Annotated in this window: 14 protein-coding genes and 2 tRNA genes; 15 read left to right on the top strand and 1 reads right to left on the bottom strand. The window is 70.4% G+C overall.

Annotation, left to right across the window (positions count from 1 at the left end):
- The first annotated feature begins 53 nt into the window (after nucleotides 1-53).
- From AB0P41_RS02440 to AB0P41_RS02430, 3 genes are all read left to right on the top strand, one after another.
- Nucleotides 54-1,337: a glutamate-5-semialdehyde dehydrogenase gene (locus tag AB0P41_RS02440; protein WP_356715478.1), complete on the top strand. Its 1,284-nt coding sequence runs from the start codon at nucleotides 54-56 to the stop codon at nucleotides 1,335-1,337.
- Nucleotides 1,338-1,427: 90 nt separating this feature from the next.
- A complete protein-coding gene (locus AB0P41_RS02435; protein ID WP_356715476.1) occupies nucleotides 1,428-2,027 on the top strand; it encodes a hypothetical protein in 600 nt (199 codons plus the stop codon).
- A gap of 309 nt (nucleotides 2,028-2,336) precedes the next feature.
- Entirely contained in the window at nucleotides 2,337-3,458 is a 1,122-nt protein-coding gene (locus AB0P41_RS02430) for a hypothetical protein (protein WP_365929554.1), read from the top strand.
- Here the strand turns inward: AB0P41_RS02430 and AB0P41_RS02425 are convergent.
- A complete protein-coding gene (locus tag AB0P41_RS02425) occupies nucleotides 3,391-4,536 on the bottom strand; it encodes a M48 family metallopeptidase (protein ID WP_356715472.1) in 1,146 nt (381 codons plus the stop codon). The two genes, AB0P41_RS02430 and AB0P41_RS02425, sit on opposite strands and share 68 nt — an antisense overlap.
- Nucleotides 4,537-4,646: 110 nt before the next feature.
- Here AB0P41_RS02425 and AB0P41_RS02420 point away from each other — a divergent pair, with 110 nt between their 5' ends.
- The 12 genes from AB0P41_RS02420 to AB0P41_RS02365 all read left to right on the top strand — a co-directional run bounded on the left by AB0P41_RS02420 (nucleotide 4,647) and on the right by AB0P41_RS02365 (nucleotide 15,058).
- Nucleotides 4,647-4,799, top strand: coding sequence for a hypothetical protein (locus tag AB0P41_RS02420; protein WP_187355734.1), 153 nt, complete (start codon nucleotides 4,647-4,649; stop codon nucleotides 4,797-4,799).
- 84 nt (nucleotides 4,800-4,883) lie between these two features.
- Nucleotides 4,884-5,045, top strand: a complete 162-nt coding sequence (locus tag AB0P41_RS02415; protein WP_356715470.1) for a hypothetical protein — start codon at nucleotides 4,884-4,886, stop codon at nucleotides 5,043-5,045.
- A gap of 38 nt (nucleotides 5,046-5,083) precedes the next feature.
- Nucleotides 5,084-5,701 (top strand): nicotinate-nucleotide adenylyltransferase, encoded by a 618-nt coding sequence (nadD, locus tag AB0P41_RS02410; RefSeq protein WP_356715468.1) that lies wholly within the window; start codon nucleotides 5,084-5,086, stop codon nucleotides 5,699-5,701.
- A gap of 19 nt (nucleotides 5,702-5,720) precedes the next feature.
- Complete coding sequence (locus AB0P41_RS02405; RefSeq protein ID WP_365929552.1) at nucleotides 5,721-7,463, top strand: LCP family protein; 1,743 nt, start codon at nucleotides 5,721-5,723, stop codon at nucleotides 7,461-7,463.
- Nucleotides 7,464-7,523: 60 nt separating this feature from the next.
- Nucleotides 7,524-7,955 carry a ribosome silencing factor gene (gene rsfS / locus AB0P41_RS02400; RefSeq protein ID WP_356715464.1) on the top strand — a complete coding sequence of 144 codons (432 nt, stop codon included), beginning with the start codon at nucleotides 7,524-7,526 and terminating at the stop codon, nucleotides 7,953-7,955.
- Nucleotides 7,952-8,605, top strand: coding sequence for a histidine phosphatase family protein (locus tag AB0P41_RS02395; RefSeq protein WP_356715560.1), 654 nt, complete (start codon nucleotides 7,952-7,954; stop codon nucleotides 8,603-8,605). The genes rsfS and AB0P41_RS02395 overlap by 4 nt, the downstream gene beginning before the upstream one ends.
- Before the next feature lie 117 nt (nucleotides 8,606-8,722).
- Nucleotides 8,723-8,795 (top strand) — tRNA-Ala (locus AB0P41_RS02390).
- Between the two features lie 453 nt (nucleotides 8,796-9,248).
- Nucleotides 9,249-9,482 (top strand): hypothetical protein, encoded by a 234-nt coding sequence (locus tag AB0P41_RS02385; RefSeq protein ID WP_356715462.1) that lies wholly within the window; start codon nucleotides 9,249-9,251, stop codon nucleotides 9,480-9,482.
- A 163-nt stretch (nucleotides 9,483-9,645) separates the two neighbouring features.
- Nucleotides 9,646-9,718 (top strand) — tRNA-Ala (locus AB0P41_RS02380).
- Between the two features lie 565 nt (nucleotides 9,719-10,283).
- Nucleotides 10,284-13,157: a leucine--tRNA ligase gene (leuS, locus tag AB0P41_RS02375; protein ID WP_365929548.1), complete on the top strand. Its 2,874-nt coding sequence runs from the start codon at nucleotides 10,284-10,286 to the stop codon at nucleotides 13,155-13,157.
- A 176-nt stretch (nucleotides 13,158-13,333) separates the two neighbouring features.
- Nucleotides 13,334-14,026 carry a hypothetical protein gene (locus AB0P41_RS02370; RefSeq protein WP_356715458.1) on the top strand — a complete coding sequence of 231 codons (693 nt, stop codon included), beginning with the start codon at nucleotides 13,334-13,336 and terminating at the stop codon, nucleotides 14,024-14,026.
- A 186-nt stretch (nucleotides 14,027-14,212) separates the two neighbouring features.
- Complete coding sequence (locus AB0P41_RS02365) at nucleotides 14,213-15,058, top strand: DegV family protein (RefSeq protein ID WP_356715456.1); 846 nt, start codon at nucleotides 14,213-14,215, stop codon at nucleotides 15,056-15,058.
- Nucleotides 15,059-15,170: the final 112 nt, after the last annotated feature.

Here is a 15,170-nt window from a genome sequence, read left to right as displayed (position 1 = left end):
CGCATCACGGGATACGTGACGGATGCCCGCGGTGTGCGCACTACCCTGCGGGCATGACCACGCTTTCGCCGTACGACAACATGTCCCCGGTCGCCCAGGCCGCCTACCGGGCACGCGCCGCCGCCGACGACATCGCGCCACTCCCGCGCGCGGCGAAGGACGACGCCCTGCTGGCGATCGCGGACGCCCTCGAGGTGCGCACCGGCGAGATCGTCGATGCCAACGCCGAGGACGTCGCGAAGGCCCGAGAGGCCGGGACGAGTGAGTCGGTCGTCGACCGGCTCACGCTCACCCCGGAGCGCATCCGCGCGATCGCCGCCGACGCACGCGACGTGGCGGCGCTGCCCGACCCGGTCGGAGAGGTGGTCCGGGGCTCGACCCTTCCCAACGGGATCGACCTGCGCCAGGTGCGGGTGCCGCTCGGGGTGGTCGGCATCATCTACGAGGCCCGGCCCAATGTGACGGTCGACGCCGCCGCGCTCTGTCTGAAGTCGGGGAACGCGGTACTGCTGCGTGGATCCTCGTCGGCGTACGCCTCGAACACCGCTCTCGTGCGGGTGCTCCGTGACGCGGTGGGCGGGTCCGGCCTCCCGGCGGACGCGGTGCAGCTCGTCCCGGGAGAGAACCGCGACTCGGTCCGCGAGCTGATGCGGGCCCGCGGCCTCGTCGACGTGCTGATCCCGCGCGGTGGCGCCTCCCTGATCCGCACGGTCGTGGAGGAGTCGACGGTCCCCGTCATCGAGACGGGCACCGGCAACTGCCACGTGTACGTCGACGCGCAGACCGATCTCTCCATGGCCGTCGAGATCCTGGTCAACTCCAAGGCGCAGCGGCCGAGCGTCTGCAACGCCGCCGAGACGCTCCTGGTCCACAAGGACGTCGCCGCGGACTTCCTGCCCCTCGCCCTGGACGCGCTGGCCGAGGCCGGCGTGACGGTGCACGGCGACGAGCGGGTGCTCGCGCACGCCGAGGGGTCAAAGGCCACCGTCGTGGCGGCGACCCCGGAGGACTGGGAGACCGAATACCTCTCGTACGACATCGCCGCCGCGGTGGTGGAGTCGCTGGAATCGGCTGTGGCGCACATCAGGCTCTGGTCCTCCGGCCACACCGAGGCGATCGTCACCACCTCGCAGGCCGCGGCCCGCCGGTTCACCCAGTTGGTGGATTCCACGACGGTCGCCGTGAACGCGTCCACGCGTTTCACGGACGGCGGCCAGTTCGGCTTCGGCGCCGAGATCGGCATCTCCACGCAGAAGCTGCACGCCCGGGGGCCGATGGGGCTGCCGGAGCTGACGTCCACGAAGTACATCGTCACCGGCGACGGCCACATCCGTTAGTCCCGGGGCCCCGGGCGGGGCGGGCGTGCATGTCCGGGCGAATGCGCGGGCTCCCTGCCCAAATCGCCCCGCCGGGGCTACGCTGAAGCCGTGCCGGACGACGTGGGGGGCAGGCCGTTCCCGGACGGCTGGGAGCCCGACGACGACCGCGGGGGCGCGGACGAGGACTTCGCCTCCGTGGTGTTCGACGAGGACTTCGTCCGGTCCGCCGAGATCCACGAGCCCACCGCGGTCGAGCGCCTGCTGGCCGCCGCGCAGGCCCGCGCCGAAGCCGAGGCGAGCAGGGCGCGCTCCGGCGGCGGCCCTCCGGACGACGACCTCTACGACGACGGCTACGGCCCGGACGGGGCGTACGGCCGCGAGAGAGCCTTCGGCGACCTCTACGACCCCGATGACCCCGACGGCCTCCACGAGGACGGCAACGGCCCCTACGGGCCCCACGGCGGCTCCCTGCGCCCTTACCGGGGTACGTCGCGCTGGCACCGGCCGGTCGCCTGGCTGCTCGCCCTGCTGATGGGAATCGGGATGGTGGCGCTGGCCTTCAGCGCCGTGTACCGCGGCGCCGCGGGCAGCCGGCAGGACCAGGTGCCGCCCCCCGCGACCAGCGGCGTCGACAAGCCGGGCGCGGCTCCCTCCGCCTCGGCCGACTACTCCCGCCCTGCGGTCTCGGCCGTTCCCCGTACCCCCTGAGCCGCGTTCCCCGCCCCGCATCCCCCTCCCTCCGTCACTCCTCCCGGCCGTGGCTTCTCCCTGCCTGCCTCGCGACCGCTCTCCCGGCGGCGCTCCACCTGCGCTCCCACCTGCGGGGCGTTTACCGTGATGAGGATCGACCCAATCTGAAGGTATGACCTTGTGACCCCTCCTCCCGTCCCGTGGCCGGGAAGAGGCAAGTCACGTGTCCATGTGTCGAACCCGTGACGGACAGGTCCGCCCGATGCCAAGGGGCTGAGGCGGACCCCAGCGCCAGCCCCGCCGGTGGCGCGGAGATCGGGAGAAGTCATGACAGGCCGCGGAGAACCGCCGGAAGATCCGCCCGACAACCCCTCGGGCGGGGAGGACGAGTACCGCTCAGTCGTCTTCGACGAATCGTTCGTCCGCGCTGCCAGGCTGCAGGAATTCTCCGCCCAGGAGCGCATGGGTGACCACGCGCGCGCCGTACGCTCCCTTCCCGGCCGCCCGGTCCGCCGGCACCGCTCCAGGGCGGGCATCGCTCTCGTCGTGCTGATCGCGCTGGCATTCGCCACCGCCGTCTACTTCGGGTTCCGCAACCCCTACCCGACGCCCGTCGGCAGGCGCGCGGAACCCTTGCAGACCACGGTGATCCCGCTCGCCCCCCGAAGCCCCGTACCCGGAGGAGCCGCCGAGTCGCTCCTCGCCGACGGCCCGGCCGCCGGGCACCGGACGGGCGCGGCGGGCATCAACTTCCCGTCGGTCCGGCGGACGAAGAACTTCTCGGACAGTCAGGTGACCATCGCCCTGACCACGGTGAAGGATTACCTGGTGGGCTCCTCCCTCGACCCCGACGTACTCACCGCAGGGGTCGTGAGGCCGGTCGGCCGGCTGCTCGACCCGGATCAGACGGCGCAGTTCGACCGGAGCATAAACGCACCGGCCGACGACGGCGTGCACAGTGCGACCGGCTGGCTGGTGCGCTTCGACCCGGCCGAGGTGGAACTGGCCGACTCCGACATCAGGGTGCAGGGCACCCTCTCCTACGCGGAAGCGGGGGCGGACACCCTGGAGGTGGTGTCCGACCACACCTTCACCTACGCACTGCGGCCCGCCGTGTCCGGCCCCCAGCGGGCCGACGGAGCCTCGCTCTTCACCGTGCGCCGCGTCTTGCACTTCCTGCTCGACCGCGAGGACATCCGGCTGCACCGGCTGGAGGTCCGCAGCGCCTACGTCCAGGCCGGCCCGCAGGCGTGCTCGGCCGATACGACGGGAGCGCTGCGCCCGCTGCTCGCGGGCGAGCGGGCGGACACCCGGGGGCCCGCAGGCACCGACCCCTATGCCACGGGCGTGCCCGCGGCGGCGCTCTGCGGCACGCTGGCCGTCAGCTCCCCGACCCGGAGCCCTCTTCAGGATCCGGGCGTCGCCAGGTCCCCTCGGAGCCGTCCGTAGCGTCCGAGGCCGAAGCGCCGCCCTTGCCCGCGCCGCCACCGGCGGCGCCCCCGCCCGCAGCTCCCGTGAACCTGTCGCGGAGCTTGCCGCCGAGGTCGCCCGCACCGCCGGCGATGTCACCGACCAGCTTCATCAGCGGGTCCTTGCTGGTGCGCACCGTGTCGGCGTAGTGCGACGCGGACTCACGGAAGGAGTCCGTCACCGAGGTGTCCTTGTCCTCGTCGCGCTTGGGGTAATGGCCGTCCATGATGCGCTGGAAGTCGCGGGTCTCCGACCACTTCTTCAGCTCGGCCGCGCGGACCGTGGTGAACGGATGCGTCCGGGGCAGCACATTGAGGATCTTGAGCACGGAGTCGCGGAGGTCGCCGCCCTTCTCGTACTCGTCGGCCTGGGCCAGGAAGGCGTCCACATTCATCTCGTGGAGATGATTACCGCCGGCGATCTTCATCAGCCCGCGCATCGAGGCGCGCAGATCCTGTCCCACCAGCAGGCCGGCACGGTCGGCGGACAGCTCCGACTTGCGGAACCACTCGCGCAGCGCGGTCACTATTGCCATGATCGCGACATTGCCGAGCGGAATCCACGCCACCTTGAGCGCCAGATTGGTGAGGAAGAGCAATATCGTGCGGTACACCGCGTGGCCGGAGAGGGCGTGACCCACCTCGTGGCCGACGACGGCACGCATCTCCTCCTCGTCGAGCAGCTCCACCAGCCCGGTCGTCACCACGATGATCGGCTCGTCGAGGCCGATGCACATGGCGTTGGGCTGCGGGTCCTGGTTCACGTACATCGGCGGGACCTTCTTGAGGTCCAGGATGTAACACGCGTCCCGCAGCATGTCGTTGAGATGCGTGAACTGGGCGTCGCTCACCCGGACGGAGTCCGAGAGGAAGAGCAGCCGCAGACTGCGCTCGGGCAGGAGGCCGCTCAGCGCCTTGAACACGGTGTCGAAGCCGCTCAGCTTGCGCAGGGCCACGAGGGCCGAGCGGTCCGCCGGGTGCTCGTAGGCCCGTGAGGAGATGTCCGGGAATCGCTTGCGGTGCCTGCTCGGCACGCTCTCGTGACTGGCGTCGGTCATGGATGCCCCCTGTTCGTACGAGACGTTGCTCGTCCCCCTGACAAATGCCAGCGTATGCGCTGGCGCTACGGTGTGCGGGGGGCTGTGGATAACTTTGAGGAGCGCCCGGAATGCCGCACACCGCCGTCATGCTCGCCGCCGTGTCCGAGGACCAGGGACCGGGCAACACGCTCCGGATCGTGCTGCTCGTCTCGCTCGTCGGCGCCGCCCTGCTCGCCTGGTTCCTCCTGCGTGGATACCGCAACGACGACAACAACGACTGAGTCGGCGTGAGCGTGCCCGGGGCGCCCGCATACGATGTGCGCGACGTCTCCCTCCTGATTCCCGATGGATAGGTCCTGCAGAAGATGAGCCTCTCGAGCACCGCGCACCAGCTGGTCACCCTCGCCTCCGAAGGCGAACAGGGTGGTAACCACGAAAGCCTCAGCCCGTACCTCACCGGTGGCGGTGCGCTCCTCGTGCTGCTGCTCCTGCTGTGGATCACCACCCGCTTCAACCGAGACCGCTGAGGCAGAGGCGAACAGCTGTGCCAGTAGGGTCTGCACGCATGGAAGAGCAGGAAGTGCCTACCGGCCGCGGCAAGCGCCGAATCGGCGTGATGGGCGGGACCTTCGACCCGATCCACCACGGACACCTGGTGGCGGCGAGCGAAGTGGCGGCCCACTTCCACCTCGACGAGGTCGTCTTCGTCCCGACCGGGCAGCCCTGGCAGAAGAGCCACAAGCAGGTCTCGCCGGCCGAGGACCGTTATCTGATGACGGTCATCGCGACGGCGTCCAACCCGCAGTTCTCGGTCAGCCGCAGCGACATCGACCGTGGCGGACCGACGTACACGATCGATACGCTGCGGGACCTGCACGCGGTCCACGGCGACGCCGACCTTTTCTTCATCACCGGCGCCGACGCCCTGTCGCAGATCCTGACCTGGCGGGACGCCGAGGAGCTCTTCTCGCTCTCCCACTTCATCGGCGTCACCCGGCCGGGGCACCTGCTGACGGACGACGGGCTGCCCAAGGGCGGCGTCTCGCTGATGGAGGTGCCCGCGCTGGCGATCTCGTCCACGGACTGCCGTGCCAGGGTCGCGCAGGGGGAGCCGGTCTGGTACCTCGTGCCGGACGGTGTCGTCCGCTACATCGACAAGCGCCAGCTGTACCGCGGCGAATGAGCCACGGAGAGGGGCACCTGTGACCGACCGACACGACCCGTACGACCCGTACCAGCAGCCGCAGATCATCGGCTACGACGAGTACGGGCAGCCGGTCTACCAGCAGCAGGGCCAGCAGCAGTACGACCCGTATGCCCAGCAGCCCCAGCAGCCCCAGCAGCCCCAACATGACGGGCAGCCGCAGCAGGGCTACGGCTACGACCCGTACGCCGGCACGCAGCAGCAGTACGACCCGTACGCCACCCAGCAGGCACAGCAGGCACAGCCGACGCAGCAGGGGTACGGCTACGACGGCGGTGGTTACGGCGGGTACGGCTACGACACCGGCCGGCAGCCCGCCGTGGACGACTCCACCCAGCAGTGGAACGCACCGCAGGCCACCGCCGCGCCGACGGCCGCGCCCGCGGCCCCGGCCCCGCCTCCCTTCCCGGAACAGCGGAGTGAACCGGAACCGCCGGCGGACCCGGCTCTCCCCGGGCAACGCCGTGCCGACCGCGACGACCGTGCCGAGCAGTTCTCCTTCATCGAGGAGCCCGACGAGGACTCCGAAGACGTCATCGACTGGCTCAAATTCACCGAGAGCCGCAGCGAGCGGCGCGAGGAGGCACGCCGACGCGGGCACAACCGGATGGTCGCGCTCATAGTCGTCGTGGCTCTCGTGGTCGTCGGTGGAGCGGGCTACCTCTGGTTCGCCGGGAAGATCCCGGGAGTCTCGGGCAAGGACGAGCAGAACGCCGCGGCGACGGGCCCGCAGAAGCGGGACGTCATCGTCGTCCACCTGCACAACACCAAGAAGGGCGGCACCTCGACGGCGCTGCTCGTCGACAACGTCACCACCGAGCGGGGAACCACCGTCCTGCTCCCCAACTCGCTGGCCGTGGCCGCCGACGACGGGTCCACCACCACGCTCGGCAAGTCCGTCGACGACGACGGGTCCACCGGCACCCGTGAGGCGATCGACACCCTGCTCGGCACCAGCATCAGCGGAACCTGGCGCCTCGACACCCCGTACCTCGAGAACCTCGTCGAGCTCGTGGGCAACATCGAGGTCGACACCGACACCGCCGTGCCCGACTCCAAGAAGGGCGCGCCGCCACTGGTGAACAAGGGGGAGGCACAGACGCTGAGCGGTCCGATGGCCGTCGCGTACGCCACCTACCAGGGCGAGGGCGAGCCGGAGGCCAAGCAGCTGACGCGCTTCGGGCAGGTGATGCGCAGCGTGCTGCGCAAGCTGTCCGAGGACCCCAAGGCCGCAACCGTCACCATCGAGACCCTCGCGCAGATCCTCGACCCGTCCCTGCCGGAGCAGGACCTCGGCGCCTCCCTGGCGAAGCTCGCCGGGCACGCCAAGGTGGGCGACTACGAAACGGAGCTGCTCCCGGTCCAGAGCGACGGGACCCTCACCGACGCGGCGACCGAGAGCGTCGTCAAGGACGTACTGGGCGGCAAGGTGAAGGCCCCGGAGCAGGGTGCGGCGGTACGCGTCGGCATCAGGAACGCCACGGGCGACACGAAGGGCACGGAGACCGCCAGGGTGCAGCTCGTCAACGGGGGCTACACCTTCGTCGACAGCGGCAAGGCGGACACCGCGGCGTCGTCCGAGGTGGTCTACGGGGCCGCCGGGGACAAGGCCAAGGCGGTCGAGGTCGCCAAAACCCTGGGTCTGCCGGAGAGTGCCGTGAAGAAGGGCAAGCCGGCCGCGAACGCCGACGTGTCCGTCGCCCTCGGACAGGACTACAAGATCTCCGAGCCGACGTCGTAAGGGCTGTCGGCGGTCCGTGAGACCCTAGAGGTCGATCTGACCGCCGACGAAAGCCTGCATGTGACCGCCACGGACCGCTCCATCGAGCTCATCAACGCCGCCGCCCAGGCGGCGGCCGACCGGCTCGCGCACGACATCATCGCCTACGACGTCAGCGACGTGCTGTCGATCACCGACGCCTTCCTGCTGGCTTCGGCTCCCAACGACCGCCAGGTCAAGTCGATCGTCGACGAGATCGAGGAGCGGCTGCTGAAGGAGCTCGGCGCCAAGCCGGTGCGCCGCGAGGGCGACCGCGACGCCCGCTGGATCCTTCTCGACTACGTCGACATCGTGATCCACGTCCAGCACAGCGAGGAGCGCGTTTTCTACGCGCTCGAGCGGCTGTGGAAGGACTGCCCCGAGATCGCCCTCCCCGAGGACGCGCTCAGGACCCGGGGCAAGGCCGAGGAGCACGCCCAGCTCAACGGCGGCACGGAAGGTGACCAGAGCTGAACGGCAGCAGCAGCGGCAGGGGCCGCAAGATCGTCCTCTGGCGGCACGGGCAGACGGCGTGGAATCTGGAGCGCCGCTTCCAGGGCTCCACGGACATCGAGCTGACCGAGACCGGTGTCGGCCAGGCCCGCCGCGCCGCCCGGCTGCTCGCGTCGCTGAAGCCGGACGCGATCGTGGCGTCCGACCTGCGGCGGGCGGCGGCCACGGCTGCCGAGCTCGCCTCGGTCACCGGTCTCGGCGTCGCGCACGACTCGGCGCTGCGTGAGACGTACGCGGGCGCCTGGCAGGGCCTCACGCACGAAGAGATCGTCGGGCAGTACGGCGAGCAGTACGCCGCGTGGAAGCGCGGTGAGCCGGTCCGCAGAGGCGGTGGCGAGCTGGAGACCGAGGTCGCCGACCGGGCCGCCCCGGTGGTCCTGGAACACGCCGGCAAGCTGCCCGACGCGGGCACGCTCGTCGTCGTGAGCCACGGCGGCACCATCCGGACGACCATCGGCCGGCTGCTCGGTCTCGAGGCCCACCACTGGGAGGGGCTCGGCGGGCTGTCCAACTGCTGCTGGTCCGTGCTGGGCGAGGGCGCGCGCGGCTGGCGCCTCCTCGAGCACAACGCCGGGACACTTCCCGAACCGGTGCTCGGGGACGACGACTAGCGGGTGCCCGGAGGCCCCCCTCGGGGCACCGGGGGCCGGATTTCACTTTCCGGCTCGTCGCAGGCTAAAGTTCTTCTTGTTCGCAGCGCGGAAACGCAGGGAAACACAGCGGACAGCGGGGCTATAGCTCAGTTGGTAGAGCGCCTGCATGGCATGCAGGAGGTCAGGAGTTCAATTCTCCTTAGCTCCACAGCAAGGATCCCGTCCCCGGCAGGGGGCGGGATCTTTTTTTGCCGTTCACCGGGAACCGGTGCGGTGGTCCGCGTCGCCGAGCCTCAACTGCCCTGGCCCGCCTGGGACAAGGGCCGACAGGGCGCTGCCGCCCCTTCTTCGCAGGTACGGCGGACGCTCCGGCCTCCTTCGTTCAGGGCAAAGCCGCTCAGCGGGGCGGTCGTCGGGCTGACCTCCTTGCGGGGCCATGGCAGAATCGGACCGCCGGAGGGGGCGACGGACCGATCGGGAGGGAGCGCGATGCCTGCGAGCCGCGTACGGGCCCCGGGCCCGCCCTTTACCCTCACCGCGCCCCATCCCCCCACCGGCCGCCGCTCCGCCGCTCACGGATCCGCCGCGGCCCGTTCCCCCGACGCCTCGCAAGAGGGCTACTCCGCGTGCGCGGCCTGCGGCCACCCCCGGAGCTGACCGGATGGGTGCACACAGGAGGAAGTGCGACTGGTGCGGCAGTGGTACGCCCATCGTCCGGGACATGGACCCCGTCAACGCGGAGTTCCAGTACTGGTGCGAGGAGTGCGCGCGGGCACTGGTCATAAAAGGGGACCCGATCGAGACGTACCGGGAGCTCGAAGGGGAGCCCATCTACGGCCGGCTCCTCGAGGAGCACTGCACCCTGAAGAGGTTCTACTCCTTCGCCACCGCCTGACGTGTTGTGCGCCTCCGGTGCACGCTCCTCATGGCCGGAGCAACCGCTGGTCAGGGCGGTGAGCGCCGGTCATATGCGGACGAAGTGGAAACGATTTTTGATGGGCCGGTGGGACCGTGTAATGTTCTCGATGTCGCCGGGGGAACCGGGCGGAAAACAGCACGGGGCTATAGCTCAGTTGGTAGAGCGCCTGCATGGCATGCAGGAGGTCAGGAGTTCAATTCTCCTTAGCTCCACAGTGAGGAAGCGGGTCATCCGAATCGGATGACCCGCTTCTTGTTGTGTCCGTCACCAGGCAGCCGTCGGGTCTCCGCCTGATCAGCTCGGGAAGGCCGTCCGCTGCGGCAGTGCGGCCCGAGCTTGTGCGGGCCGTAGACCTGCCGTCTCGGCGGCCGGCCAGTCGGCGATCCTCGGCGACTCGCCGATCGGGCAGGTCGCCGGCCCGGTCGCAGGATGTCGCCGGCGCCGAGCGCGCCACCCACCACGGCCAGGGAGGCTCCGGAGAGCATGGCGTCGTGCGCGGCGAGCCGGTCGATCTTCCGGACGCGGTGCGGCGGGCCCCGTGCGGCCCCTCCGCCGCGTATGTGCCGGGCCGTGCCCCGGGCCTGTGCGGTACCCTGACGCCATGCGTGCCGTACGCCTTCTGCTTAGCGAGCCGCGCTGATCATTCCCGACCGGTGAGAATGCCTGGTCGGACTCGGCGCGGCGTCCCCTCCTGTGCGAGGGGATTTTTCGTTTCCGTAGACGTGTGTCCGTAGACGTGGGCGCCGGCAGATGACGATCGATGGAGCTTTGAGGATCATGAGCGAGACGAATTCCGCGGCCGAGGTGGCCGCGCCGCACCGCTACACGGCAGCGATGGCCGCCGACATCGAGGCACGCTGGCAGGACTTCTGGGACGCCGAGGGGACGTACGAGGCGCCCAATCCGACCGGTGAGCTGGCGGACGATCCGGAGCTGGCCGCCAAGCCCAAGAAGTTCATCATGGACATGTTCCCGTACCCCTCGGGGTCCGGCCTGCATGTCGGTCATCCGCTGGGCTACATCGCCACCGACGTCTACGCCCGTCACCAGCGGATGACGGGGCACAACGTCCTGCACACCCTGGGCTTCGACGCCTTCGGCCTGCCGGCCGAGCAGTACGCCGTGCAGACGGGCACACACCCGCGGGCCTCCACCGAGGCCAACATGGAGAACATGAAGGTCCAGCTGCGCCGGCTGGGCCTGGGGCACGACAAGCGCCGCTCCTTCGCGACGATCGACGCGGACTACTACAAGTGGACCCAGTGGATCTTCCTGCAGATCTTCAACTCCTGGTACGACACCGAGGCCGACCGGGCCCGCCCGATCGCCGAACTGGTCGCGCAGTTCGAGAGCGGTGAGCGCCCCGTCCCCGGCGGCGGCCGGTGGACCGAGCTGAGCGCCGCCGACCGCGCCGACATCCTGGGGCAGTACCGCCTGGCGTACGCCTCGGACGCCCCCGTCAACTGGTCGCCCGGGCTGGGCACCGTGCTGGCCAACGAGGAGGTGACGGCCGACGGCCGCTCCGAGCGCGGTAACTTCCCGGTCTTCAAGGCCAAGCTGCGCCAGTGGAACATGCGCATCACGGCCTACGCGGACCGGCTGCTGAACGACCTGGACGGCCTGGACTGGCCCGAGGCCATCAAGCTGCAGCAGCGCAACTGGATCGGCCGTTCCGAGGGCGCGCGCGTCGACTTCCCCGTCGACGGGGCCGGAGACATCACGGTCTTCACCACCCGCCAGGACACGCTGTTCGGCGCGACCTACATGGTGCTGGCGCCCGAGCACGACCTGGTCGAGCGGATCATCCCCGCCGCCTGGCCCGAGGGCACCCACCCCGTGTGGACCGGTGGCCATGCGAACCCGGCCGAGGCCGTCACCGCCTACCGCAAGCAGGCCGCGGCCAAGTCCGATGTGGAACGGCAGGCGGAGGCCAAGGACAAGACCGGTGTCTTCACCGGCGCCTACGCGACGAATCCGGTCAGCGGCGACAAGGTCCCCGTCTTCATCGCCGATTACGTCCTGATGGGGTACGGCACCGGCGCGATCATGGCCGTACCGGCGCACGACGCGCGCGACTTCGCCTTCGCGCGCGCCTTCGAGCTGCCGATGCGCTGCGTCGTCGAGCCGGCTGACGACCGCGGCCTGGACCCCTCGACGTGGGACGACGCGTTCGGCTCGTACGACGCGAAGCTGGTCAACTCCGCCAACGAGGAGATCTCCCTGGACGGCCTGGGCGTCGTCGACGCCAAGGCGAAGATCACCGAGTGGCTGAAGGCGCGGGGCGTCGGGGAGGGCACCGTCAACTTCCGGCTGCGTGACTGGCTGTTCAGCCGTCAGCGCTACTGGGGCGAGCCCTTCCCGATCGTGTACGACGAGGAGGGCATCGCCCACCCGCTGCCCGAGTCGATGCTGCCGCTGGAACTGCCTGAGGTCGACGACTACTCGCCGCGCACCTTCGACCCGGAGGACGCCGACACCCAGCCCGAGACCCCGCTGTCCCGGAACGCCGACTGGGTCAACGTCACCCTGGACCTGGGCGACGGCGCCGGTCCGCGGAAGTACCGCCGCGAGACCAACACCATGCCGAACTGGGCGGGTTCCTGCTGGTACGAGCTGCGCTACCTGGACCCGCACAACGACCGGCGGCTGGTCGACCCGGCGATCGAGCAGTACTGGATGGGGCCGAGCGAGGGGGCGCCGACCGGCGGCGTCGACCTGTACGTCGGTGGCGCGGAGCACGCCGTGCTGCACCTGCTGTACGCGCGCTTCTGGTCGAAGGTGCTGCACGACCTGGGGCACATCTCGTCCGTCGAGCCGTTCCACAAGCTGTACAACCAGGGCATGATCCAGGCCTTCGTCTACCGGGACAGCCGCGGTATCGCGGTGCCGGCAGCCGAGGTCGAGGAGCGCGACGGGGCGTACTACCACGGCGGCGAGAAGGTCAGCCGCGTCCTGGGCAAGATGGGCAAGTCCCTGAAGAACGCCGTGACGCCGGACGAGATCTGCGGCGAGTACGGGGCGGACACCCTGCGGCTGTACGAGATGGCCATGGGCCCGCTGGATGTCTCGCGTCCGTGGGACACCCGGGCCGTCGTCGGCCAGTACCGGCTGCTGCAGCGGCTGTGGCGCAACGTCGTCGACGAGGAGACCGGTGAGGTCACCGTCGTGGACACGGAGCCCGGCGAGGACACGCTGCGGGCGCTGCACAAGGCCATCGACGGTGTCGGCCAGGACATGGCGGGGATGCGGTTCAACACCGCCATCGCCAAGGTCACCGAGCTGAACAACCACCTGACGAAGGCGGGCGGGCCGCTGTCGCGGTCGGTCGCCGAGCAGCTGGTCCTGCTGGTCGCACCGCTGGCGCCGCACGTGGCGGAGGAGCTGTGGCGTCGGCTGGGTCACACCGAGTCCGTCGTGCACCAGGACTTCCCGGTCGCGGACCCGGCGTACGTCGTGGACGAGACCGTGACCTGTGTGGTGCAGGTCAAGGGCAAGGTCAAGGCGCGCCTGGAGATCTCTCCGTCGATCTCGGACGAGGAGCTGGAAGCGCTGGCCCTGGCCGACGAGAACGTCGTCGCCGCACTGGGCGGGGCCGGGATCCGCAAGGTGATCGTGCGGGCACCGAAGCTGGTCAACATCGTCCCGGCGTAACGGCGCGAGCGGCATGGCGGTCCCCGCGTAACGGTGCGGGCGGCCCGGCGAGCGTGCCAGGGCTTTCCCCTACGGGCAGGTTGGGGGTTCCGGTGGAACCCTCGGCCTGCCCGTTCCGTTTACGGTAGAAGGGGCGACCGCATGCCGGCCGCCGACCGACAACCCGAGGGGCGTTCATGGAAGCCGTGATCCTGATCCTGACGCTGCTGTTCGTGGCGTTCATGGCGCTCGGGGTGTACGCCGGTGTGAAGACGGTGCGCGCCGCCAAGCGGGGTGTGGACCGGACGATCACGCAGGCACGCCGCTCCGTCGAGGACACCGCCCTGCGGGCCAAGAGCTACGGCCAGCCGGGTGTGCCGGGGGAGCTCGCGCAGCTGAGGCTCACGCTGCGTACGTCGATGCGGGCCACCCAGGACGCGCTGAACGCCGGGGTGGCGGAGGACGCCTCCCTGTCGGAGTCGTTGGGGCTCTTCCAGCGCCTGAGCGTGCACGGACGCGAGCTCGACGACGAGCTCAAGCGCCTGGAGCGCGAGCCGGACCGGGCGACGGTGGCCACGCTGCTCCCCGCCCTGAAGGAGCGGACGGAGCGCATCACACACTCGGCGGAATCGCTGCGCTGGGCGGCGCGTGACCGGGCCCGGCAGTTCGCCGACGACGATCTGGCCGCACTCAACGCGCAGATCGACCTGGAGTCCGGCGCTCTGCGGCACTGGACGACCGAGGAGCCGGCGGCACGGACGGATGCGGCGGGGCACAGCTGGGGCGGACCCGCCGAGGAGGCGCCGCCGCCCTCGCTCACCCCTCCGGACCCGCGGCTGCGCGCGGACTACCCGTGGCAGAAGTCGGCCAGGCCGGAGACCACGAACTGACGGGTGCGGCCGCGACGACGAAGACGCGGGCCGTCCTCGGCCTGTCCGGGTGAGGCGCACGGGCGCGTATTGAACGCCTCCGAAAGGTCCGGGGCGTGTCAGGAGCGGACACGGGGGCAACCCGAAATGATCAGCAGGTCGGTCCCGGGCTGCCGTGCCCCCACCCCGGAAGGTAACCTCCGGCTCATGTCCCGCCATGTCGCGATCGTCACCGATTCAACGGCCTACCTGCCGCCCCAGACGATGGAACGGCACGGCATCACCGCGGTGCCGCTGACCGTCGTCCTGGGCGACCAGGCCCTGGAGGAGGGCACGGAGATCTCGGCCAGGTCGCTGGCGCTCGCCCTGCAGAAGCGCAGCTCCGTGACCACGTCACGGCCCAGCCCGGAAGTCTTCTCCGCCGCGTACCGCGCCGCGGCCGAGGCGGGCGCCACCGGCATCGTCTCGCTCCATCTGTCGGCCGAGTTCTCCGGCACCTACGACGCCGCCGTGGTCGCGGCGAAGGACGCGCCCGTGCCGGTACGCGTGGTCGACACCGGCATGGTCGCCATGGCCCTGGGATTCTGCGCGCTCACCGCGGCCGAGACCGCCGGGACGGGCGGCGGGCTGGACGAGGCGGTGGCCGCGGCCGAGAAGCGGGCAGCGGGCACATCGGCGTTCTTCTACGTCGACACGCTGGACTACCTGCGCAGGGGCGGACGCATCGGTGCGGCGCAGGCGTTGCTTGGATCGGCCCTGGCCGTCAAACCGCTCCTGCAACTCGACGGCGGGCGCATCGAGATGCTGGAGAAGGTGCGGACGGCGTCCAAGGCGATCGCACGGCTCGAGGAGATCGTCGCCGCGCGGGCCGGAACGGGGGCTGTGGACATCGCCGTCCATCACCTGGCCGCTCCGGACGGGGCAGAGCGACTGGCGGAGCGGCTGCGGGGCAGGGTTCCCGGGCTCGTGGACCTGCATGTGAGCGAGGTGGGCGCGGTGATCGGGGCGCACACCGGGCCGGGGCTGCTGGGAGCCGTGGTCGCGCCGCGCTGAAGTCATTCCTGCGGGTGACGCGGATATCCACAACTGACGAGTTATCCACCGTAATTGGGGCAGCTCGGTGGATTTCCCCGGAAGTGTCTAGCGTCGTGAGGCATGACACTCC

This window comes from Streptomyces sp. NPDC079167 (genome assembly GCF_040686735.1).
In the GTDB taxonomy this organism is placed as follows: Bacteria; Actinomycetota; Actinomycetes; order Streptomycetales; family Streptomycetaceae; genus Streptomyces.
Note: the sequence above shows the minus strand (reverse complement) of the source record. Positions and strands in the feature narration are given on the sequence as shown.